Origin of the sequence: Orlajensenia leifsoniae (assembly GCF_004570845.1) — a bacterium.
GTDB classification, from domain to species: domain Bacteria; phylum Actinomycetota; class Actinomycetes; order Actinomycetales; family Microbacteriaceae; genus Orlajensenia; species Orlajensenia leifsoniae.
Genome location: NZ_SPQZ01000006.1, coordinates 204,526 through 225,215, shown reverse-complemented (window position 1 = coordinate 225,215; position 20,690 = coordinate 204,526). Strand labels below are relative to the sequence as shown.

Here is a 20,690-nt window from a genome sequence, read left to right as displayed (position 1 = left end):
CATCGCCGCCGCAGCCACACTGATCGCCCCGGCCGCCAGGGCGGCTTCCACGAACGGGTGCTTGGACGGCATCCGCTCGCCCGTGAACGACTCCCGCCCTGCGGTCGCTTCCCCCACAGTGATCAGAGCCGTCGTTTCTCCGACGGATGCACCCGCACTGGCCGCCAGCAACGCTGCCGGCGAGGAGAATCCCTGTGCCTTTGCCAACCCCTCGGCACCGAGTTCCGGCCGGGATCGCCGCGCGACCTCGCCGGCGACGAGCACCTGCAACGATCCCACCGCACGCGCCACAGCCGACAACGCATCAACCACCCTAACGAGCCCGGCATCGCTCATCGACCGCACCGCCGCAGCGGCATCCGACCCCGGAATCAGCACCGCCGGCAGGGCACCCTTCCACGCGGTGCGCAGCGCCAGAAGGCTGTCGCGCAGGAGCCGGAAGTGGTTCTTCATGCCTTGATTCTCGCGCGACCCACTGACATTTCCTCGACTTATTGTTCGAATGTGGATAACTCAGTGGGGCGATTTATGGGCACTAACATACGAGTAAGAAAGGAAGCCGGAACCGCCGGGGTGCGTTGCCGCCCCGCCCAAGGGCAACGGCAACGGCAACGGCGACGGCAACGGCAAAGAACAAGGTTCGTGTCCGAACGGGCGGCGAAGCGGACAGCGAAGCAGTCGCGTGGCCAGCGCTCGCAGCGTGCCGAGCAACGCGACAGCTCGACGCACTGTGCAGCATCGCCGCTCGAGGCACTTCGGCCGCGGACTCCGTCCGGGCCTCAGCGAACGGGACCAGTACGGACCTCAGCGAGCGGGACTGGTACGGGCCTGATCGGGCTCGCCACCCCGCCCGGTGCGAACCGATGCACGGCGAGCCCTACATCACCCCGTCAGCCCGCGTTCGGCACCCTCAGCCCTCGTTCGGCACCGTCACCCCGCGTTCGGCATCCTCACCTCGACGCGCCCACCGGCCTGCCGCACCTGCAGCGTCGGCTGCGGCGCGGTCGCCGGCCCCCGACGCACGCTGCCGTCGGCGAGCGCGAACGTGCTGCCGTGCCACGGGCACTCGATGCAGGCTGAGCCATCGGCATCCGTCACCAAATCGCCGTCACTCAGCGGACCCGAGAGGTGACTGCAGCGATCCGAGAGCGCCGAGAGGCGTTCGCCGTCGCGGAAGACGAGGATCGGCACGTCGCCCACTGCGCTCCTCGTCACGCGACCCTGGGGGAAGTCGTCGAGCGAGCCGATGGCGTTCCATCCGGTCGGGATGACGTGCGGAACCTCCTCGGCATGATTGACGCCGGCGGCTTGGTGGTAGGCGAGGTGGCCGCCGATGAATCCCCCGGCCGAGGCGACGGCGAGTCCGAGGTAGGAGAGCACCTTGCCGCTGGCGTCGCGACCACGCCGGCGTTGCACGTACGACGCCGCGTAGAGCGAGACCGCCACGAGGTTGGCCGCCCAGTGCACGACACCCGTGCGCATCTGCTGCTCGTGCAGCTCCGACCAGTCGGTCGCTCCGGTCAGTGCCGCGGGCGCCGCCGCGAGCACGCCGACCCCGATGAGCCGTCTGCTCGCGTTCTCCGTTCCGGGCATCAGATCGAGGAGGGCGGCGGATGTCCACGTTCCCAGCGGAATCTGCACCAGAACCGGATGCACCGGATGCCCCGCCGGAACACCGTGCAGCACATCGCGCACCTCCCCCGGCGGCACGATCGCGCGCACCGCCTTCTGCAGACCGGAGATGAGCGGATCGAGCGCGGTCGTGTTCTCCACCGGGGTGAAGATCTTCGTGACGATCCGGTTGGCGCTGGCGCTGAGCATGCTGTGACGATAGGCCTCGCGAACGGATGCCGTGAGGGGCTTGACGGGGCGCCGATCGGGGGCGTGGGCGCTTCGACCCGCCCGGCGCTCGGCGCCCACTGATCCCCGGCGAAGCCGCGGTCGAAGCGCGCCGAGCCGCGGCATCCGCTCGCCCGTCCGCCCACGGGCCAAGCGGCGGCGAACCTACTCCCCGAAGAAATCCCGCACCACCCCTGTTCGGGGGCATCCGTTGGTGCCAGAGTATTCGCACGGATCAGCGGCGCCCCGGCTCACGACGAGACGCGACGGACAGCGACACCACCAGCGACCACCAGAGCATCGACCTCACCGAGACCTCACCGAGAGGAACCCCATGCGCGTCAAGGACCTGTTCGTCACTCGCTCCGTGAGCGACCTGATCGATGAGACCGAGTACGGCGACGAGAGGCTCCGGCGCAGCATCGGACCGGTCGGGCTCACGGCACTGGGCGTCGGCGCCATCATCGGCACCGGCATCTTCGTGGTCATCGGCGAGGGGGCGAAGCTGGCGGGGCCCAGCCTGTTCCTCGCTTTCATCCTCGCCGCGATCACCTGCGGGTTCTCGGCTCTCTCCTACGCCGAGCTCTCGTCGAGCGTGCCCGTGTCGGGCAGCGCGTACACCTTCTCCTATGCGACGCTCGGCGAATTCGTCGCCTTCATCATCGGCTGGGACCTGATCCTCGAGTACGGCGTCGCGGTCGCGGCCGTCGCCGTCGGCTGGGGCGGCAACCTCAACGCGTTCCTCGAGTCGGTGTTCGGCATCGAGCTGCCCACAGCCCTCACGGCCTCGCCGTCCGACGGCGGCGTGATCAACCTCCCGGCCGTCTTCATCGTGATGCTGATCAGCATCCTGCTCACCCTCGGCACCCGCGAGAGCGCGCGCGCCAACGCCGTCATGGTCGGCATCAAGATCCTCATCCTGGTGTTCTTCATCGTGGTGGCGTTCACCGCGTTCCAGGCCGATCACTTCGAGCCCTTCGCCCCCGAGGGGTTCGCCGGCATAGCCTCCGCGGCCGGCGTGATCTTCTTCGCCTACATCGGCTTCGACGCGGTGACCACCGCATCGGAGGAATCAAGGAACCCCGGACGCGACCTGCCCATCGCCGTCATCGGATCTCTCCTCATCTCCACCGTGCTCTACGTGCTGGTCGCCATCGCCGCCGTCGGCGTGGCCTCGGTCGACACCCTGTCGGGCAGCGACGCCCCGCTCGCCACGGCGCTCGACGAGGGCGCCGGCATCCCGTGGGCGGGCGGGCTGCTGGCGGCGGGCGCTCTCATCGCCATCACCAGCGTCATCCTCGTGCTCCTGTACGGCCAGACGCGCATCTTCTTCGCCATGTGCCGCGACGGATTGCTTCCCCGCCGCCTCGCGAAGGTGAACCCGCGCTTCGGAACTCCGGCTCGCCTCACTCTCGGATTCGGCACGCTCATCGCCGTCCTCGCCGCGCTCGTGCCCCTCGACGAGATCGTGAAGCTCGTCAACATCGGCACCCTGTTCGCCTTCGTGCTGGTGAACCTCGGCGTCATCATCCTGCGCCGCACCCGCCCCGACATGAAGCGGCCGTTCCGCGTGCCCGGCTCACCGGTGGTGCCGCTCATCGGCATCCTGCTCTGCGCCTACCTGATCGCGCAGCTCCCGTGGGAGACCTGGGTGCGCTTCGTCGGCTGGCTCGTGGCCGGCCTCATCATCTACTTCGCGTACTCGATCCGGCACTCGCGGTTGCGCCGCGGGGAGCACGCGACGCGGCCTGCGGATGCGGGTGCTCCGGATGCCGCTGCTCCGGATGCCGCCCCCGGCGCTGGCGAAAAGGGCTGATGCGCGGCGAACACGCCGTCTCGCTACCGCCCCTCGGGCCACCACCCCGGCATCAGCTTCGACACCCGAGCCGCCGCAGCACCAGCGTCATCATCGTCACTGCGAGCCCAGTTCTCGATCACCCCGACGAGCGCGCCAGCGATGAAGGCCGCCGCCTCGTCCTGCTCCGCCGCATCGGTCGGCGCCCCCGCAACGCCCTGCTCCGCCCACACCTCGAGGGCGCGGTGCGCGCGTGCCCGCATCCGTTCGTCGAGCACCCCCCGGAAGACGCCGCGCGTGCTCGATCCGAACAGCGCCCGATAGCCCGCGCGGTCCTCGGCGACGTGCTCGAAGACCTGACGCAGCGATTCGACGTAGCGCGCGGCAACACTGCCCACGGACTCCGAGTCGGGCTCCACCGCCACGGCGGTCAGCCGGTCGATGCCGCGGCTGAACTCGGCGAGCGCGAAGTCGTGCACGTTGTCGGCATGCGCATAGAAGGTGGTGCGGTGCACTCCGGCCTCTCGGCACAGCTCGGCGACCGTGATGTCGTCGAGCGGCGTCGACTCAAGCAGACGCGCCAGCGCCGCCCCGAGAGACTCCCGGGTGCGACGCTGACGCGGATCTTCACTCATGGCATCACCCTATGGGCGACGGATGCCGCGACCACGACGGGCGCCCGATGCGACACCACGATGCCCGCGCCCGCCGCAGCCTGCGGCATCCGTTCCCCGATCAGGACTCGTAGTGCGCGAGCCCGGCCGTCTCGCCACCGTCGGCCACGAACTCGGATCCGGTGGAGAAGCTCGACTCGTCGCTCGCCAGGAAGAGCACGAGATTCGACAGCTCGATCGGCTCGCCGACGCGGTGCAGGGCGACGTGGCTCTGCGAGGTGTCGAGACCCTCGGTCATGGGCGTGCGGATGGCACCCGGGTGCACCGAGTTCACGCGGATGTTGTAACGACCGAGGTCGAGGGCGGCGTTCTTGGTGAGGCCGCGCACGCCGAACTTCGAGGCGTTGTAGCCGGGAAGGGCCTCGTAGCCCTGCAGCCCGGCCGTCGACGACACGTTGATGATCGATCCGCCCTTCGAGTTCTTGAGCGCGGGGATCGCGGCCTTGATGCCGTAGAAGACGCCCGTGAGGTTGATCGAGATGATGGTGTTCCACGCCTCGATCGAGTAGTCCTCGATGGGGCTGAAGTTGGCGATGCCCGCGTTGTTCACGACGATGTCGAGTCCGCCGAAGGTGTCGACGGCGGTCTTCACCGCGTTCTCCCACTGGGCGTAGTCGGTGACGTCGAGGTGCACGTAGCGCACCGAGTCGCCGAGCTCGGCCGCGAGCGCCTGGCCCGCGTCGTCGAGGATGTCGCCGATGACGACCTTCGCTCCCTCGTCGACGAGCAGTCGGGCGTGCGAGGCTCCCATGCCTCGTGCTCCGCCGCTGATGAGGGCGATCTTGCCGCTGACGCGTGCCATGGTGCTGACCTTTCTGTCGTGAGGACCCGGCCGTCATCCGACACCGGGTCGGCGGGGCGCTTCGTCGGTCCCGTCACAACTAATCTACACCTGTCGATTACACCATCGACCGGATGCTCAGCTCCCTTGCAGGGCTTGGGCACGGATGCCGCAGCTACCGTCGCGCCGCACTCCCCTCGAGCGCGGCCCGATTCGCCAGGTACTTCCGTTTGCCCACCACCCTCCAGATGACGCGCACCGGCGCCGGCAGGTGCTTGTGCTGCCACTCGTCACCGCCGTCGGGTTGAGCCGCGAGGATCGCGCCGAGCTGCAGGAACATCGCCCCCTTCGGCGTCGCCCTGCGCCCGTGCTCGCCGAACCAGTCCACCTCCTCCTGGGTGAGCGTGGTCTCCATCACCGGCACGATGTTCGCCTCCTCGTCGCCGAGGTGCACGGCGAGCGCCGCGTTCACGCCGTCGAGGGCTCCGCGCACGGGGGCGGCATCCGTCATCGACGCACTCGATCGCCAGGCGGGCAGCGCCTCATCGAGCGCCTCGAGGTAGATGAGCATCTCGGCGTGCTGCGACTTCATGCGCGCCACATGCGCCGCGCACGCCGGCGCGCGCTCCTCGAGCTTGCTCCAGAGGGCCGCGTCCTCGCCTTCGTGATGTGCGTGCAGGCCGGTCGACAGCAGCGTCAGGTGGTCGGCAACCACCCCGGCATGCGCGACATCGCCGGGGGACACGGCTGCCACCAGATCGGGCCCCTCGCCGAAGCCGGCGCGGAACATCCGGTGGATCTCCTCCATCCCCGAGGCATCGCAGGTGACGGATGCGGCCGGCACGGCGGCGTGTTTCCCGGCCGCGCCGCCGGGCCGTTCGGGCACGTCACCGCTGGGCGGAAGCATCGTTGCAGACATGAAGAACTCCATTCGGGTTGGAGGGTGAAGCGCGGAGGCCGAGGTGGCGGCATCCGTACCTGTAAGAAAACTCCGGATGCCGCACCGAGCGCAAGCCGCAGACCTCGATGGCGGCTGAACTCTGCGGCCCATTGGTCCACCGGTCATCCGTCCCGGTGCAGCAGATGGTGGTGATGGCTGCGGAGCAGAACGCCGTTCCCAGCTCGTCTGCGATCACGACCCCACAGGTCCAGATTGGGCACATGCCAGCCACTCGCATCGTCTCGACGACCGCCGGACCCGTCGAGATCGTGCACGCACTCGGCCCGCGCCCGCCCGTGCTCATCCTCCCCGGCGGACAGTGCTCGGCCGCCGTCGATCACGGGCAGAGCCTCTATGCCGAGGCGGGCCACGAGGCCATAGCCATCTCAGGCCCGGGGTGCGGAGCCAAGCGGGTCGGCGCGCTCACCTCGGCGGAATTCATTCCGCTGGCGCGCGAGGTGTGCGAGCACCTCGGCCTGGCGGTATTCGGTGCGGCGGTCGGGGTGTCATTCGGCGGGCTGCAGGCCGTTCACACCGTCAGAGACTCGGGTCTCGGCATCCGTCGACTCGTGCTGCACAGCTGCGCAGCTTCCGCGCTGCCCTTTCCCGTCACCCGCGCCACGACCATCGGCGGACGACTGGCCTTCTTGCCTGTCGTGCAGGGTGCGGTCTGGGGCCTGGTACACCGCATGGCCCGCTCGGATTCCGGGCTTCGACGGATGCTCGCTCCCCTCTCGCGCCCGCCGATCGCCGAGTCGTGGTCGCAGTTGTCTGCCGCCGACAGGACGACGTCGCGCGAACTCTTCCGGGCGATGTGATCCGATCGCGGATTCGTCAGCGACCTGCGTCAGGGACGCGTCGCCGACGCCGAAGCCCGACGCGCCGCTCTGGCACGACTGGCGTCCATCAAAGAGGACTTCGTCGATGGGCCGCGGTAGGCATCCGCGAGGCACGCTACGCAGAAGGCCCTGCACTACCCGCCCGTCACTCAGTCCACCAGTCGTAGAAGATCACGTAGTGAGCGCCGTGCTCGCGAACGTCGAGTTCTCGCTGAAGAGTGAAGCCGCTTCCGATCTCGAGGTTTTCAGGAGCATCCACGGTGAGCGTCACTGGCAGCGGTCGGAAGACCTCATTGCTAAGACCCTCCTGGATCGCCTTGATCACGGTGTCGTAGAGCGCGCCGACTGCGGCACCCACCGCAGCACCCACTGCCGTTCCGATGCCCGGCACGACCGAGCCCGCGAGCGCTCCCACCCCGGCGCCGACCAGACTGGACGCAGCATTCACCGCGGCCTTCTTCGCGTCGTCCCCGACCGCGGCTTCCAGCTTGGCGAAAGTGTCAGCGAGGTCCTGATTGTCCTTCTCGACGATGAGGATCGTCGCCGTGAAGGTGCGCGGCCACGAGGCCGGCCCGGCAAGATCGAAGCCCAGGAGCGCGAACGGCTGCGACTTCGTCACCTCACGCTGTGCGACGAAGTCAGTGATCCGGTTCCCCGTGATCTCCCTGGCAACGACGGTCCCCGCCGTGTCGACGTGCACTGTGCTCGAGTCGAGGCCGACCGCGCTGATGGCGATCTCATCTCGCGCCCCCTGCAGGGTGTCATCCGTGGACTCGTGCTCGTGGATGTATCGCAGTCGCATCAGTAGGCGAGCCGGCATCGTCCAGGTTCGCACTCCTCCCTCGGCGCTCCAGTTCACATGGCCGCGTTCGAACCGCGAGATGCGGCCAGCACCCTCTGCCGCCTCTCCTGTGCGGGGATAGCCGAGTCGCCCGCGCTCCCAACCCTGCGAGGCCCAAGCCTCGCGGATTGCGCCGTACACTTCGTTCGCTCCGGTCGCGGGAGTCCAGTAGATCGAAGCGCTGCCGGATCCGGCGCCATCCGGGCTGAAGTGGTTGAAACGCCCGACACCGTCCGGTGCGACCAGCTCATCCGTCACCGGGTAGCCGAAACTGTGGCCGCCCAGTGCATCGAACCGGTCACGGATCGCGCCATGCACCTCGAAGGCTGTCTGCGAGCCCGGGCCGAGGTAGGCGGTCGCGTTGGCATATCGACGGCGGGCTCCGCCGCCCTTCAGCGTCTGTATGTCGCCTTCAGGCGCACCCGCCGCCGGATGCGACGCCGCGAATGAATCGAATGCGTCCCTCACCCGGGGCTCGAGCATCACGGACGAGATCACGGGGGCATCGATGATGATCTTGTCGTGATCGACTTGGCGGATCTTGTCCACGATCGGGATACTCGTCGCCGGTTTCAGGACAGGCCCGAGGTTGTTCAGCCCATCCGGCAGCGTGATCGGTTCGAACTTCTTCGGCATGTCGCCACTCCCTTGCGCTCCAATGGTGCAGTGTTACTGCATTACTGCGTGTATTGTGCACCCGAATTCCCGGAGCGCACAAGAGGGGAGCCCCGTTGGACGTGGACAGGCAGAGCCGGAGACGGCGCCGCACTGAAGATGCGATCATTCTGGCCGCGGCCGAACTGTTCGTTCGACACGGCTACTCGAAGACGTCGATCACCGATGTCGCGATGCGCGCTGACGTGGCTGAACGCACGATCTACCTGCGATTCGGCACCAAGGTGCGACTGTTCCAACGGGTCATCGAGTTCAGCGTCGTCGGCGACGCCGAAGCGATTCCGCTCACGGAACGTCCCTGGAGCGTGATCGCCTTCACTGCCCCCACTCTGCGTGAGCGCGTCGTCGCTTTCGCCGAGGGCGTGGGCGAGATGAACGAACGCCTGGCTCCACTGATGGCTGTCAACGGCGAGGTCGAGATGGCCGAGCCCGATGTGCAGGAGTCCGCCAGGAAATGGAGGAACGACACGGTCGAGTTCCTTCAGGCGTTCTGGCGGCAGGCCGCGGCTGATGCGCTGCTTCCTCCGGAATCCGACGTCGAGTGGCTCGCCGAGACAGGGATGGTGCTCTCGGCGGCCGAGTCTCGACTCCTCATCACCCGCAGCCTTCAATGGGATCGAGCCACGTACAGCCAGTGGCTCGTCACGACTTGGCTCAGGCTCGCCGGCGTGTCCACGAGCCTGTGACACTGGCTGGGAACCCCTGAGCGGGCGAAGCGCGCGTGCATCCCGATGCGCGAGCGCATCCGGATGGGTGGAAGCACGGCATAGCGTCATGGCACTGCGAACATCGGACTCAGGCAACCTGCCGCTTCTTCGCCAGCGCCTCCGCGATGATCCCGTGCACGGCATCCGGCCCCGGCGAGTGCCGGATCGCCTCGCCGATCTCCGCAGCCCGCGAACGGTAACGGTCATCCCCGAGCACCCGCTTCACCGCAGCCTCGACCTTCGCGGCCGACGGGGTATCCGTCCTCAGGTTCACGCCCACCCCAGCCCAATCGACCCGCGCCGAAACCTCGGTCTTGTCCTCGGTCATCCCGGCGACCACGAGTGGAACGCCGTGCTCGAGCGCGTAGTGCACGCCGCCGTATCCGCCGTTCGTCACCATGAGATCGGTCAGCGGCAGCAGCTGGTCGTAGGGCAGGAACGACGCCGCCCGCACATTCGACGGAAGCGAGTCGGGCAGCGACGAGACCGGACGCCCACCCGTCGCCACCACGACGAGAGCGTCGACACCAGCGAGCGCCCGCACCGTCGGCTCGACCAGGTTCCAGTCCGAGTTCGCCACAGTCCCCTGCGTCACGTGCACCACCGGGCGAACACCTTGAGCAGCGAGTACATCACCCCACCAAGCGGGCAGCGAAGCCGTCGACGCCCGCGAACGCGAAACCGGCCCCACGAAGTGCACGGTGTCAGGCAGCCCCGCCCGTGGATACTCGAACTCCGGCACGGTGAACTGCACGACCAGGTCGGCGCCGCTCGGCCAGTCGAGGAAGAAGCGCGGCAGCTCGCGACCGATCTCGGCCCGCGCGATCTCGTTGGCGTAGCGCTGCACCGGCGCGAACACGCCCTTCTCGGCGGTCGCGGTCAGGAAGGCGTTCCGCAGGCGGCCAAGCCCACCGGGCAGAGGCTTGATGCCGAGGCCGAACGGCGCGACGTCGGGGTGCTTGAGACCGAGCGGGATCATCCCGAGGTTCACCAGCAGTGGACGCCGCGAGCGCGGCAGCCCGCTGAGCACCGCGGCGCCGGCGAACATCGACTCCGCGAGGATCGCATCCGTCCTCTCAGCCGCAAGAGCGTCGCGCACGGCCGCGAGCTGCGCGGGCACGGGCTTCAGGAAGATCTCGATCATGTCGTAACGGATGCCCGCGGGCCCGCGCAGCCCACGTCGCCCCGGGAACGCGGCGTCCATGTCGCTGTCGTCGTAGTCGGCGGCATCCGGCAGCGGCAGGAACTCGGCGCCGGTCGCGACCACGGCGTCGCGGTAGCGCGCACCGGTGAGGAAGCGCACGCGATCGCCGGCGGCAACGAGCGAGGCCGCGACGGAGAGCAGGGGCGTGACGTGCCCGTGGACGGGCGTGGACGTGATGAGCACAGATGTCATGGTTGCGAGATTCCTCGGGTCGAGTGGAAGGCGGGTTACGATTGAATCGCCTCACGCAGTATTCACCACCCTCATGGGTTAAGCAATAGGAGTGGCGACATGTCAGGGAAAGCCCCTACCCGCAGCTACGTCTCGACCCTGCGCACCGAGCAGGCGGCGACCACCCGGCGGCGCATCCTCGAGGCCGCGGCCGCCTGCTTCACCGAGAACGGCTACAGCGGCACCTCGCTCGCCGACATCGCCGCCCGCGCCGGCGTCTCCCCCGAGACCGTGAAGAACAACGGCCCCAAGCGCGAACTCCTCCTCGGAGCCTTCGAGCAGGCCTTCGCCGGCACCGAGGGCCCCGCGCCCGTCGTCGACAGCGATCCCGCCCAGGAGATCCTGGCGATCACGGACGCGGATGCCTTCCTCACCGCCACCGCCGCCTTCGTCGCCGCAGCCAACGCCCGCACCAGCGTGCTCTGGATCGAGTTCCTGGCGGCAGCCAACGCGGACGCGCTCGTCGCAGCAGCACTGGACGACCTGCTGGCGCGGCGTCGGGCGGACTACCGCGGGGTCGTCGAGCAGCTCATCGAGCGCGGGATCGCATCCGGCTCGCAAGACAGAGACGCAGCCGCCGCCACACTGTCATTCCTCTGGTCGCCCGAGAGTCATCAGCAGTTGGTGCTGCAGGGTGGGTGGGCCATGGAGCGGTACGAAGTCTGGCTCGCCGACGCGGCGCAGAGTCAGTTAGCGGCGTAAGTGAAAGTGAGCCGCCGCCTGGCTCAGGAGAAGGGACGCCAGCTCAAGCTCATATAGCCGGCGCCTCTCACCCCGCTCCCGCCCTCCAACTTGGTTCGGAAACACGCGCACTCAAGCGGTTCGCGGCACCTCGAGGGAAGCAAGTGCGTCATCGATGATCCCCGAGCGACGTCGCCCCGGTGAGTCAGCCTCATCCGCCGGCATCCGCTCATCCAAGGCACCGCGCAGGGTGAAACGGACCTCCTCAGCAATTTGCCGCATCGCCGCCGGAATCGGGGAGTCGTCCCTGGCCGATCGCCCGCTACCCCCGACCCGACTGAAGTAGGTCCCGACGCTGCTGCCACGCGCGATCGCCTCGTAGTCGTCTGGCAGATCGTCGACGTGAGCACCTCCATCGTGGTGTGCCAGCCACAGGACTATCTGCGACCGCGAAGCTTCAGTGCCTCGAGAATCGAAGATGCGAGGCACCTTCCACCAGTAGGTGAAGCCCACACGATGGGACCCGAGTGCCACTTGCGTGAACGCTGGTTGCCACGTCGGTGCGGTCAGATGCGGAATGACCGTGAGCAGGGAACCGACCGGCGCCGTTCCAGCCTCCTTGGCTAGACGCACCGTCCGCGCTCCGCCGGGGATGGTCCCGTCGGCCCATGGCAGCAAGTCGGTGATGCCGAGGCGGCTCAGTAGGCCACGTCCCTGGTCGTTGTCACGCGCGAGCACACGAACGGCGAGGGCGAGCCGTTTCGATTCCGAACGGTAACCCTCGTCGTAGCGGGCGCAGGACGCATCAATGAAACCGAGCTGATCGCGTAGCTGCTCGAGGTCGTCGGATGCGAACGTGAGCTCGGGCAGCTCGCGTGCCCATTTGCGAAGCCTGCGCTCCGAGTCGCTCCTGCCTTCTCCCACGAGCCGCAACCTACCAATCGCCCACGCGCCGCCACCAGTCCCCGAAGCGGTGACGGATCACCCAATCGATCATCCGGCGATGCCAGCCGGCGAAGCGAAGCGAGCACGAGCCCTCGACGACGGGCAACCACGACGGGCCCCAACTCCAGTCGCCCGTACTCTGGGGCCAGCGCTGACAGGTTCCGCGTCGATAGCGTGGACGGATGCCCCCCGGTCGTCATTCAGCTGCAGTGGAAGACGGCATCGAGGATGAGGCAGTCATGCTCGAGTCCCCGCTGCCCCCGCGCCCGCCTCAGGGCTGGTACACGGACCAGGCGGACACGTCACAATGGCGTTGGTGGACCGGTGACGCGTGGGCGGACTTCCGTTGCGTGCGCGACCCGGACGTCGGCGTTGACTTCGCACCGGCCGCACCCGCGAAGAACGAGCCGGCCGGGCCTCCAATGGTGGCGGCATCCGTCACCCGTACGCCGAACGACCTTCGCGATCGAGTTCCGGCCCACGCTGTGATCGAGAAACTCATCGAACTGCAGGCCGCCGGCCAGCACGCCGAAATGCGATCGTGGCATACCGGTGCGATCGGCGAGCGCCATGTTGCGAACATCTTGTCCAACCTGGGACCCGAATGGACCGTGTTGCATTCGGTCCCCGTCGGCTCCGACGGGAGCGACATCGATCACGTTCTGATCGGCCCTCCTGGAGTCTTCACACTCAACACGAAGCATCACCCCGGTAAGGCCGTATGGGTGGCGGGGCGTGCGTTCCGAGTCAGCAATCGGCCTCAGCACTACCTCACGAACTCGGCGCACGAAGCAGGTCGCGCTGAGCGTCTGCTCGCACACGCGAGCGGTCTCTCTGTCGAGGTATTCGGGGTCATCGTGGTCGTGGGGGCGACGTTGACAGTACGCGCCGAACCTCTCGTCGACGGGGCGCTCGTCGAGGTGGTCAGCGCTGACGAGCTTCTTTCCGTGCTCCGCGCCCACCGACGCAACTACAGCGATGATCAGGTAGCCCAGATTGCAGCTGCGGCGATGCGCGCAGAGACATGGTCGCGTGAACCCATGTCGGTCACGTCCGCTGGTGAATTGGACGCCGAGTTCGAACGCATCCATGCACGGCTCGGGGTGACTCCGATGCCAGCCTCAAGAACGGTGCGTTCGCCCACCGCAACCAGGCCAACCCGCCAGCCTCGGCCCCCGATCCAACGACCATCCCGGCCAGCAAGTAGGCCGCGCAAAAAGAACAAGAAAAAGGAGTCGTCGCTCGGCTCCCTCATCGGCGGCCTCGTCGTCCTGCTCATAGTGTGGGGTGTCGCGTCATCCATGTCGAACACCTCACTCAAGGATGCCAGCCCCCAACAGTTCGCTTCACAGGGCGCCGAGCAGCTGGCACTCGAAAATGCCGCGTCCGCTGCTGTCACAGCGATCGATGCGAACAGCCCGAACGGCACTCGTCCCACGTCGCTCATCGTGACGCGAGGCGCTTCCGTTCTTCAAACAGATGCCGGAGTGACCCTGGTGGACCTGCCCGACGGGACGACGGCTGACTACGTCGTGAGCGCCGATGGCGCCTCGTACTCCCTCACCCTGACGGGACCGGAGTACGCGAGCTCGGTGACGGTCCCATCGCCGAGCGAGGAAGCGACGCCCTGAATTACGTGCGTTGAGCGCGGCCTCGATTTTGCGGTGAAGGAGGCCGCGTCACCCAGCGGCGTCGAGCACGTCGACATCCGAACGGTCGCCGAGCAGTTCCCAGCGCAGAAGCGACACCGGCACGTTGCCGTTCTCCCAGAGGAAGTCGTGCAGGCGGCGCAGGTCGAAGGCGTCGCCACCGCCGCCGCCCGCGACGGCCGCATCCGCCACCAGCCGCAGCACCTCGTGCTTGCCCACGTTGTACGACATCGCGAGCCCCGGCGTCGCGACGTACATGGCGGTCTCCTCGGTGGCCGTGGCGAGGTCCATCGGCACCCGTCCCACGAAGAAGCGCACAGCATCCGCGTGACTGAAGACACCGGTGACCAGGTTGACGTCGACGATCACCCGCAGAGCCCGCAGCCGCATGAAGTTGTGCACGATCACCTGCGAGTGCGGGGCGTCGGCGAACAGCCCGGCGGTGAGCATGAGCTCCTCGTTGTAGTGCGCGAGGCCCTCGTTGGGCACCGAGTCGTAAACATGGCGCCGCAGCGGCCGCGGATTGCCCCAGGAGAGCGCGAGCTGCTGGGCATGCACGCCCTCATGGATGATGCCGAGCCGCGGATCTCGCGCGCTCGCCGCGTCGAAGTAGGGCAGCTCGGTCGACGGCTCGGGGATGTACGAGGTGGCCGTCTCAACGCGAGCGTGGCTGCCCAGGTCGTCGGTCACCCCGAACATCGCGAACGGCTCCAGGTAGGCGGGAGTCGCGGCGAACTCGTAGTGCCGCAGGCTCACGGGCTGGCTGAGCAGACCGTGCCGCTCGTAGAAGGAGCGCACCTCCAGCTCTCCCGCGATCTGTGCCGACACTTCTGCGTCGACGGATGCCGCAACCGGCGGTTCCGGCTCCCCCGCGAAGCTCGCCCGAGCGGCCGCTTCGGCTGCCACCGCACGCCGATAGTCCTGCTCGGCGGCGCGCACAAGCTCCTCGGGCTCGCCGGCGATCATCGCGACATGGCGCAGGTACCAGACGAAAGCTTCGCGCCCCACGATGGCGTCGGGCCCGAGATCGTCCGCGTTCTGCTCGAGCCAGGCGCGATAGCGCTCGAGGGCGTCGCGGGCCGGCGGGAGCGCAGCCGTGAGGGCGACTCGTGTCTCGTCATCGACGTGATCGGCGACCGCGGTGACGGATGTCGCGAGCCGCTCGCCGATGTCGTCCAGCATTCCGATGGCCACGTGGGCCAGCGACGCGACGCCGTGCTCGGCGAGGTTGGCGATGGCACTGTCGACGGCATCCGGCATCGCGGTGAGCACCGTCACGAGGTCGGATCGGCGCTCGGCGTGGAAGGGCGGTGGCTGCAGCAGCAGGTCGAACCACGGGCCGACGATCTGCCCGAAGAGGAACACCGCGTCGCGCTGCCAGTTGCGGAGCACGTCGAGCTCCCAGTGCACGCGCGCCAGGGCGGAGCCGAGAAGCCGATGGTCGACCTGAATTGGCACGGGCTCGGCGCTCACGTCGATAGCCGCATGCCTCTCGGCGAACACGCGCAGCTGCACAAGCCGTTCGGCGACGGATGCGGCATCGAACAACGGCACCCACCCCGCAGGCCGCGCCATCCGCGGCACATCGTCGGAGGTGTGGAAGCCGGTCGCCGCCTTCCATCCCCAGAATTCGGAGCCGAGCCGGTCGAGATCTGTCGTCGCAGACATGCCATCAGCGTATTGCGCGCCGCCGACGCGGCGGCAGCGCTGTGGTCCCCTCCCGCAGCTATGTCTCGACCCTGCGCGCCGAGCGGGCGGCGACCACCCGCCGGCGCATCCTCGAAGCCGCGGCCACCTGCTTCACCGAGAACGGCTACAGCGGCACCTCGCTCGCCGACATCGCCGCCCGCGCCGGAGTCTCCCCCGAGACCGTGAAGAACAACGGCCCCAAGCGCGAACTCCTCCTCGGAGCCTTCGAGCAGGCCTTCGCCGGCACCGAGGGCCCCGCGCCCGTCGTCGACAGCGACCCCGCCCAGGAGATTCTGGCGATAACGGATGCGGATGCCTTCCTCACCGCCACCGCCGCCTTCGTCGCCGCAGCCAACGCCCGCACCAGCGTGCTCTGGATCGAATTCCTTGCAGCGGCTAACGCGGATGCGTTGGTCGCCGCCGCGCTGGACGACCTGCTGGCGCGCCGCCGGGCGGACTGCCTCGGGGTTGAGGCGGCAGTCGCCGCCCTTTCATTCCTCTCGTCGCCCGAGAGCCACCAGCAACTCGTTCTAGAAGGCGGGTGGGACGCTTGCGATATGGGCGCCAACTAATCGGCGCGGCAATTAATGCCAGAGGGACCGTGGCCACTCGCTCGAGATCGATCTGGATCAAGCCTTCGGGGTCTGAGCCTCAGGGGCGGGCAGTTCCCGGTATATCCCGGACGATCGATGGGCTGGCATTTCGGGATACACGCGGGGTCGTATATTCCTCGCGTGCACGGGTGAGGCTCAGATCGGTGACCAAAGCGAAGAGCAGATCGTCATACGCTTTCCTGTAAGCCGCCAGTGACTCTGCCGTGATCGAATCAGCATTGTCGAGATCGAACATCGCTTGCCAGCCGGGTTCCCAAGGCAGATCTGCTCGGCTCCACGTCTGCTGCCTGCGGTAGGCGCTACTACGAATAGTTGCATCTTGGCCCCAGTTACCGAATGTCGCGAAGCTGAGATCCATTTGCCTTCGATACGCCGCGGAGACCTCGCCGCTGAAGAGGGGGGCCGCAACGTGGAAGGTGGAATCAAGCCTTCTCTTTAGAGCCACAATCTCCGGCGGGCTGTCGTCTCGCCAGGTTCCGATGAATGTCAGATAACACATCAGCCGGTTCAGATCAGGAGCGAGTGATTTGTAGTACTCGAACCGAGTCTGCTGAAGTAGTTGGCTGCGGGATTGTCGCCGCGCGAGAAATACACCAAAGACGGCAACAAGTACCGGAGTTACGATCCCGGTGAATGCTATAACAACGTCGGTCCAGTTCGGATTGTTCACCCGCTCATGATGGCGCAGTTATCGGTTCCGTCTTCTCTTCGACACTATTTCCGGATTCGCGGAATCCCCGCGTTCCTGTTGGCGGCCGCCACCAACTAGCCCGCACCCTCGAGGCCGCGGGAGCCTGCTGCACCGAGTAGGGATAAAGCGCCTTCTCACACCATGGGCGCATTTGCTACCCCTGTTTGCACCATAGAGGTCGGGGCCCGTCGATAATGCACTTCAGAGCACGCGGCGGGCGCGCGCGGGCGACAACTGAAATGAGTGCTAGTTCAAGCCGGAGACCGGCCGTCGCTCGACTTCGCTAGTTGCGGACCAACTGGCCTCTCCCGGTAGAAACGAATCAGAGCGCGAAGACCAACAAAGATCGCGAGCGGCACTATGGTCGCCCAAAGGATCTTTCCGACCATCTGCCCGACAATGCTTTCAAACATGAGCGGGAACCCTGCGATCCAGAGGAAGAGCACTGAGTCGATAGGAGCAGATACGCAGTTCGAGATGAGGGCTGCCCGGACGAAGCCGCGCGGGCGCATCCGCAGGAAAACGAACATGTCCGCGAGTTCAGCAACAAGAAATGCGACTGCGGACGCCACAGCGAGAGCGGGCGTGGCCAAGAACCAGGACAGGGCTAGTCCGACGGCGATGCCGACCAGCACGCCTCGCATCCCGAGGTAAACATGCACGAAGTCACGGGAGAGGAGTGCGAAGCCGGCCGCATATGTCCCAGCAGTCACGACCAGGCCGAATCCGACCGGAACGAGACCGAAGTTCGCCGAGAGAATGTTTGCGGCGAGAATCGCTCCGATATAGACAGCGAGCGCGATGGAACCTCGAATTAATTTGCGACGGTTGTAAGCTCCTGCGCTCACGAATGAGCCCCACGGTCAGTGTTCGGCGACCACGACAGGGACGCGACTGCATCGTGGCTGTGGATGCTTTCAAAATTGCGAACCGCGATCGAATGGCTCAGCCCACGAGCGCGGCAGGTCGCTGAGAGGTCGCGGACCATGTCCTCAACGAAGGCTGGGTGATCGTAGGCTTCCATCGTGATCCAGCGCTCGTCAGGGCGCTTGATAACCGGGAAAATCGGGCACGATCCCACCTGGCGCGCCAGGGTGAACATATCCGAGAGGGCTACTGGATAGAGGTCATCTCCGCGTCCAGTTACGGACAGGGTGACGGCGCTTCGCTGGTTGTGCGCACCGTAATCACTGATGGCTTTGCTGCAAGGACAGAGACTCGTGACGTGCGTCGTCAACGTCGTGGTCATCGCAGCCGACCCCAACGAGCCCTGGATCGAGAACTGGACATCGGCGGTCTGCCAGGCTGGCACATCCGACACCGGCGCCCGAACCTCAAACGGAACCGCGAGATCGAACGAGATCTGAGCATTCGATGCATCGAGACGATCCATCGCGGATGCAATCAAGGCATGCGCCGCGCGCGGATCGAACTCACGGAGTTGGACGGCAAGCGTCTCGACCATCCTGCTCATGTGTGTGCCGCGACGGTCTGCGGCGAGGGTTACGACGAACTCGGCGGAACCTACCCCCATGGCATCCACTTCGCCGTCCGAAACACGGATCGGAGTGCGAACGCCCGACACTCCTACAGCATCCAACTCGATCCCACGAGGGTCAACCTCATCCTGGATGTCCGGCAGAGCCTGCGTCAATTCGGGCAGCATTACTTTGCCCCGTTCGGCTCGCCGCGATACGTGCACGTCGAGCGGAGCGTCTCGCTAACCACGATCGCGGATAGGAGAGGAAGTTCGTCAACGAGTCGGAGCCAAATCCAACGAGCGAGGTGCTCGCTAGTCGGATTCTCAAGGCCCTCGATCTCATTTAGAAGGTGATGATCGAGTTGCTCTTGCACCGGCGCAAACGCAACGGACAGGTCCCCGAAATCCTGGACAAAGCCGGACTTGTCACCGACATTGCCGGCTACTTGTACCTCAACCGTGTAGGAATGGCCGTGCATTCGACCACACTTATGACCGTCCGGGACATTGGGAAGGTAGTGCGCAGACTCAAATGAGAATGTCCGGGCTAATTCGGCGTAAAAAGTCATGCGATTCCTAGGTATTTATGGGTTTGAAGGCTGAGCTGCCACGTTGGATGATTCAGGCAGTACTCAACGGCGAGGGCTGTGTTCGCAACGGCGTCGGGGCCATCCATCGGCTGAACTCGGAAAGTTCCAAAGTCCAGATGCTGGAATGAAGCAGGGTCCACTCCTTTTTGGGGATAAACGAATTTAAGTTCATCCCCCCGCTTCACCACCAGTTCAGCCCCTACCTTCGGGCTAACGCATAGCCAGTCAACTCCGGGGGGAGGAAGCCGGGTTCCGTTGGTCTCAACGGCCACATAAAACCCGCGTCGGTGGAGGGCCTCAACAACAGCCTCGTCCAATTGCAGGAGTGGTTCGCCGCCGGTGCAAACGACCATCCGGTTGGATTCCCAACCGACCGGCCATGCTGCCTCAACGGCATCGGCAAGATCGTCCGCGGTGGCGAACTTGCCCCCACCGGGGCCATCCGTACCGACAAAATCCGTATCGCAAAACTGGCAAATGGCGCGAGGGCGGTCTCGCTCGCGCCCGGTCCAGAGGTTGCAGAGACTAAATCGGCAGAAAACCGCGGGACGCCCGGCGTGCGCTCCCTCCCCCTGGAGGGTGTAGAAGATCTCTTTGATTTTGTAGGACATCAGACTGCTTGGTATGCAACCGGGTCGGACGACCCGGCCTCCTGGAATCCACGGATTCGAAGTAGACACGAGTCACAGTGTCCGCAGGACTTACCCTCGTCGTCGGGGTCGTAACAGGAGAGGGTCAGCGAGTAGTCAACTCCGAGTTCCATACCCGCACGAACGATGTCAGCTTTCGTCATGGAGATGAGAGGCGTATGAATCTTGAGGCGCGCGCCTTCGACGCCTGCACGAGTGGCGAGGTTCGCCATGGTCTCATACGCCTCGATGTACTCGGGGCGGCAGTCGGGGTAACCGGAATAGTCGAGTGCGTTGACACCGATGAACACATCACTTGCACCCACGACCTCGGCGAATGCGAGAGCGAAGGAGAGGAAAATCGTGTTGCGGGCCGGCACATACGTGACCGGGATCTCGTCGGGAGAGAGGTCCTCCGCGCGGTCGTGTTTTGGCACGTCAGTCGCCGAGGTGAGCGCCGACCCACCGAAAGTCCTAAGGTCAATGTCGCAGACGACGTGCTGCGCAACACCCTGAGCCTCTGCCACGCGCTTTGCCGCCTCCAGTTCCACGACGTGACGCTGTCCATACCGAAAGCTGAGAGCGTATGGTTCGTACCCCTCATTTTTCGCGATTGCTAGGACCGTTGTTGAGTCGAGCCCGCCACTGAGGAGAACAACTGCCTTGCGCTTTGACATATGAGCCTCCGCTCTATTGAAGATTGCACGCACCGCAATGATAGATCGAAACTGTTGGGTACAGTAACATCGAAACACACGCAGTTAGGTGGTGTCACGTGTCGCAGAAACTCACGATTGTCGTGACCTGCACGGACCGCAAGTCTCTTGTAGTTCCCGAGCAGAGGAAGCTCCGATCGCTCAATAGTTCCCGCAAGAGGGTGTCCGCCTGGACACAGCGGATCGAATCCGCTGACACCGTTGTGCCCTTACGGAACCTCTATCAGGGCGACGCCTGGTCTCAGCTCCCTCGCCTCGAGAATGCCGCGCGCGGTGCGGGATTCGAGCCAGTTACATTCGTTGCGTCTGCAGGACTCGGGCTGCGCCCAGTTTCGGCCACCGCGCCAGCCTACGGCGCTACATTCACTCCAAATCAGCCCGACTCGGTCCCTGGTTCCACGACACAGCAGAGAGCCTGGTGGGACGGATTGAACGAATGGAACGGATCACAGGGCGCTCTGCCTGATGATGCCTCGACGC

General features: G+C 66.1%; 20 protein-coding genes and 1 pseudogene. 6 read left to right on the top strand and 15 right to left on the bottom strand.

The genetic code is table 11. The features are described from left to right. A pseudogene (locus tag E4M00_RS15390) lies at positions 1-453 on the bottom strand (hypothetical protein); the annotation flags it as partial. 477 nt (positions 454-930) lie between these two features. Further along, the gene (locus E4M00_RS15380) at positions 931-1,821 is read right to left on the bottom strand and encodes a Rieske (2Fe-2S) protein (RefSeq protein ID WP_135121363.1); all 891 of its coding nucleotides are present in this window, start codon (positions 1,819-1,821) and stop codon (positions 931-933) included. Positions 1,822-2,173: 352 nt separating this feature from the next. On the opposite strand from E4M00_RS15380, the gene E4M00_RS15375 reads away from it, so the two are divergent. Beyond that, positions 2,174-3,655 (top strand): amino acid permease, encoded by a 1,482-nt coding sequence (locus E4M00_RS15375; protein WP_135121362.1) that lies wholly within the window; start codon positions 2,174-2,176, stop codon positions 3,653-3,655. A gap of 23 nt (positions 3,656-3,678) precedes the next feature. Here the strand turns inward: E4M00_RS15375 and E4M00_RS15370 are convergent, their stop codons facing one another. The 3 genes from E4M00_RS15370 to E4M00_RS15360 all read right to left on the bottom strand — a co-directional run bounded on the left by E4M00_RS15370 (position 3,679) and on the right by E4M00_RS15360 (position 6,008). After that, positions 3,679-4,269, bottom strand: a complete 591-nt coding sequence (locus E4M00_RS15370) for a TetR/AcrR family transcriptional regulator (RefSeq protein WP_135121361.1) — start codon at positions 4,267-4,269, stop codon at positions 3,679-3,681. A gap of 100 nt (positions 4,270-4,369) precedes the next feature. After that, positions 4,370-5,110, bottom strand: a complete 741-nt coding sequence (locus E4M00_RS15365; protein ID WP_135121360.1) for a glucose 1-dehydrogenase — start codon at positions 5,108-5,110, stop codon at positions 4,370-4,372. 154 nt (positions 5,111-5,264) lie between these two features. Beyond that, the gene (locus E4M00_RS15360; protein WP_135121359.1) at positions 5,265-6,008 is read right to left on the bottom strand and encodes a hemerythrin domain-containing protein; all 744 of its coding nucleotides are present in this window, start codon (positions 6,006-6,008) and stop codon (positions 5,265-5,267) included. A 242-nt stretch (positions 6,009-6,250) separates the two neighbouring features. Between E4M00_RS15360 and E4M00_RS15355 the strand changes: the two genes are divergently transcribed. Then, complete coding sequence (locus E4M00_RS15355; protein ID WP_135121358.1) at positions 6,251-6,847, top strand: alpha/beta fold hydrolase; 597 nt, start codon at positions 6,251-6,253, stop codon at positions 6,845-6,847. Positions 6,848-7,013: 166 nt separating this feature from the next. Here E4M00_RS15355 and E4M00_RS18000 read toward each other — a convergent pair whose 3' ends face one another. Further along, positions 7,014-8,345 (bottom strand): LGFP repeat-containing protein, encoded by a 1,332-nt coding sequence (locus E4M00_RS18000; protein ID WP_135121357.1) that lies wholly within the window; start codon positions 8,343-8,345, stop codon positions 7,014-7,016. Positions 8,346-8,446: 101 nt separating this feature from the next. Between E4M00_RS18000 and E4M00_RS15345 the strand changes: the two genes are divergently transcribed. Continuing rightward, positions 8,447-9,070 carry a TetR/AcrR family transcriptional regulator gene (locus tag E4M00_RS15345; protein ID WP_167756913.1) on the top strand — a complete coding sequence of 208 codons (624 nt, stop codon included), beginning with the start codon at positions 8,447-8,449 and terminating at the stop codon, positions 9,068-9,070. Positions 9,071-9,179: 109 nt separating this feature from the next. On the opposite strand, the gene E4M00_RS15340 is transcribed toward E4M00_RS15345, so the two are convergent. Continuing rightward, entirely contained in the window at positions 9,180-10,487 is a 1,308-nt protein-coding gene (locus tag E4M00_RS15340; RefSeq protein ID WP_135121355.1) for a glycosyltransferase, read from the bottom strand. Between the two features lie 99 nt (positions 10,488-10,586). Between E4M00_RS15340 and E4M00_RS15335 the strand changes: the two genes are divergently transcribed. After that, positions 10,587-11,228 (top strand): TetR/AcrR family transcriptional regulator, encoded by a 642-nt coding sequence (locus tag E4M00_RS15335; RefSeq protein ID WP_135121354.1) that lies wholly within the window; start codon positions 10,587-10,589, stop codon positions 11,226-11,228. 111 nt (positions 11,229-11,339) lie between these two features. Here E4M00_RS15335 and E4M00_RS15330 read toward each other — a convergent pair whose 3' ends face one another. Further along, the gene (locus E4M00_RS15330) at positions 11,340-12,131 is read right to left on the bottom strand and encodes a hypothetical protein (RefSeq protein ID WP_135121353.1); all 792 of its coding nucleotides are present in this window, start codon (positions 12,129-12,131) and stop codon (positions 11,340-11,342) included. A gap of 230 nt (positions 12,132-12,361) precedes the next feature. Between E4M00_RS15330 and E4M00_RS15325 the strand changes: the two genes are divergently transcribed. Further along, a complete protein-coding gene (locus E4M00_RS15325; protein WP_204773022.1) occupies positions 12,362-13,783 on the top strand; it encodes a nuclease-related domain-containing protein in 1,422 nt (473 codons plus the stop codon). A 48-nt stretch (positions 13,784-13,831) separates the two neighbouring features. Here E4M00_RS15325 and E4M00_RS15320 read toward each other — a convergent pair whose 3' ends face one another. Next, positions 13,832-15,469, bottom strand: a complete 1,638-nt coding sequence (locus E4M00_RS15320; protein ID WP_135121352.1) for a DUF885 family protein — start codon at positions 15,467-15,469, stop codon at positions 13,832-13,834. A 41-nt stretch (positions 15,470-15,510) separates the two neighbouring features. Here E4M00_RS15320 and E4M00_RS18200 point away from each other — a divergent pair, with 41 nt between their 5' ends. After that, positions 15,511-16,062: a TetR/AcrR family transcriptional regulator gene (locus E4M00_RS18200; protein WP_275668216.1), complete on the top strand. Its 552-nt coding sequence runs from the start codon at positions 15,511-15,513 to the stop codon at positions 16,060-16,062. 79 nt (positions 16,063-16,141) lie between these two features. Here the strand turns inward: E4M00_RS18200 and E4M00_RS15310 are convergent, their stop codons facing one another. From E4M00_RS15310 to queC, 6 genes are all read right to left on the bottom strand, one after another. Beyond that, on the bottom strand, positions 16,142-16,774 hold the full coding sequence (locus E4M00_RS15310; RefSeq protein ID WP_135121350.1) for a hypothetical protein: 633 nt from the start codon (positions 16,772-16,774) through the stop codon (positions 16,142-16,144). Between the two features lie 272 nt (positions 16,775-17,046). Then, the gene (locus E4M00_RS15305) at positions 17,047-17,643 is read right to left on the bottom strand and encodes a VUT family protein (RefSeq protein ID WP_204773021.1); all 597 of its coding nucleotides are present in this window, start codon (positions 17,641-17,643) and stop codon (positions 17,047-17,049) included. Continuing rightward, the gene (locus E4M00_RS15300) at positions 17,640-18,461 is read right to left on the bottom strand and encodes a GTP cyclohydrolase I FolE2 (protein ID WP_135121349.1); all 822 of its coding nucleotides are present in this window, start codon (positions 18,459-18,461) and stop codon (positions 17,640-17,642) included. Before E4M00_RS15300 ends, E4M00_RS15305 begins: the two co-directional genes overlap by 4 nt. Continuing rightward, the gene (gene queD / locus E4M00_RS18270) at positions 18,461-18,844 is read right to left on the bottom strand and encodes a 6-carboxytetrahydropterin synthase QueD (RefSeq protein ID WP_135121348.1); all 384 of its coding nucleotides are present in this window, start codon (positions 18,842-18,844) and stop codon (positions 18,461-18,463) included. The genes E4M00_RS15300 and queD overlap by 1 nt, the downstream gene beginning before the upstream one ends. Next, a complete protein-coding gene (queE, locus tag E4M00_RS15290; RefSeq protein ID WP_135121347.1) occupies positions 18,841-19,476 on the bottom strand; it encodes a 7-carboxy-7-deazaguanine synthase in 636 nt (211 codons plus the stop codon). The genes queD and queE overlap by 4 nt, the downstream gene beginning before the upstream one ends. Beyond that, positions 19,476-20,171 (bottom strand): 7-cyano-7-deazaguanine synthase QueC, encoded by a 696-nt coding sequence (queC, locus tag E4M00_RS15285; protein WP_135121346.1) that lies wholly within the window; start codon positions 20,169-20,171, stop codon positions 19,476-19,478. The genes queE and queC overlap by 1 nt, the downstream gene beginning before the upstream one ends. Positions 20,172-20,690: the final 519 nt, after the last annotated feature.

Coding starts and splice junctions, on each gene's coding strand:
- E4M00_RS15380 (WP_135121363.1), bottom strand. CDS start 1,821: ATGCTCAGCGCCAGCGCCAACCGGATCGTCACGAAGATCTTCACCCCG.
- E4M00_RS15375 (WP_135121362.1), top strand. CDS start 2,174: ATGCGCGTCAAGGACCTGTTCGTCACTCGCTCCGTGAGCGACCTGATC.
- E4M00_RS15370 (WP_135121361.1), bottom strand. CDS start 4,269: ATGAGTGAAGATCCGCGTCAGCGTCGCACCCGGGAGTCTCTCGGGGCG.
- E4M00_RS15365 (WP_135121360.1), bottom strand. CDS start 5,110: ATGGCACGCGTCAGCGGCAAGATCGCCCTCATCAGCGGCGGAGCACGA.
- E4M00_RS15360 (WP_135121359.1), bottom strand. CDS start 6,008: ATGTCTGCAACGATGCTTCCGCCCAGCGGTGACGTGCCCGAACGGCCC.
- E4M00_RS15355 (WP_135121358.1), top strand. CDS start 6,251: ATGCCAGCCACTCGCATCGTCTCGACGACCGCCGGACCCGTCGAGATC.
- E4M00_RS18000 (WP_135121357.1), bottom strand. CDS start 8,345: ATGCCGAAGAAGTTCGAACCGATCACGCTGCCGGATGGGCTGAACAAC.
- E4M00_RS15340 (WP_135121355.1), bottom strand. CDS start 10,487: ATGACATCTGTGCTCATCACGTCCACGCCCGTCCACGGGCACGTCACG.
- E4M00_RS15335 (WP_135121354.1), top strand. CDS start 10,587: ATGTCAGGGAAAGCCCCTACCCGCAGCTACGTCTCGACCCTGCGCACC.
- E4M00_RS15320 (WP_135121352.1), bottom strand. CDS start 15,469: ATGTCTGCGACGACAGATCTCGACCGGCTCGGCTCCGAATTCTGGGGA.
- E4M00_RS15300 (WP_135121349.1), bottom strand. CDS start 18,461: ATGCTGCCCGAATTGACGCAGGCTCTGCCGGACATCCAGGATGAGGTT.
- queD (WP_135121348.1), bottom strand. CDS start 18,844: ATGACTTTTTACGCCGAATTAGCCCGGACATTCTCATTTGAGTCTGCG.
- queE (WP_135121347.1), bottom strand. CDS start 19,476: ATGTCCTACAAAATCAAAGAGATCTTCTACACCCTCCAGGGGGAGGGA.
- queC (WP_135121346.1), bottom strand. CDS start 20,171: ATGTCAAAGCGCAAGGCAGTTGTTCTCCTCAGTGGCGGGCTCGACTCA.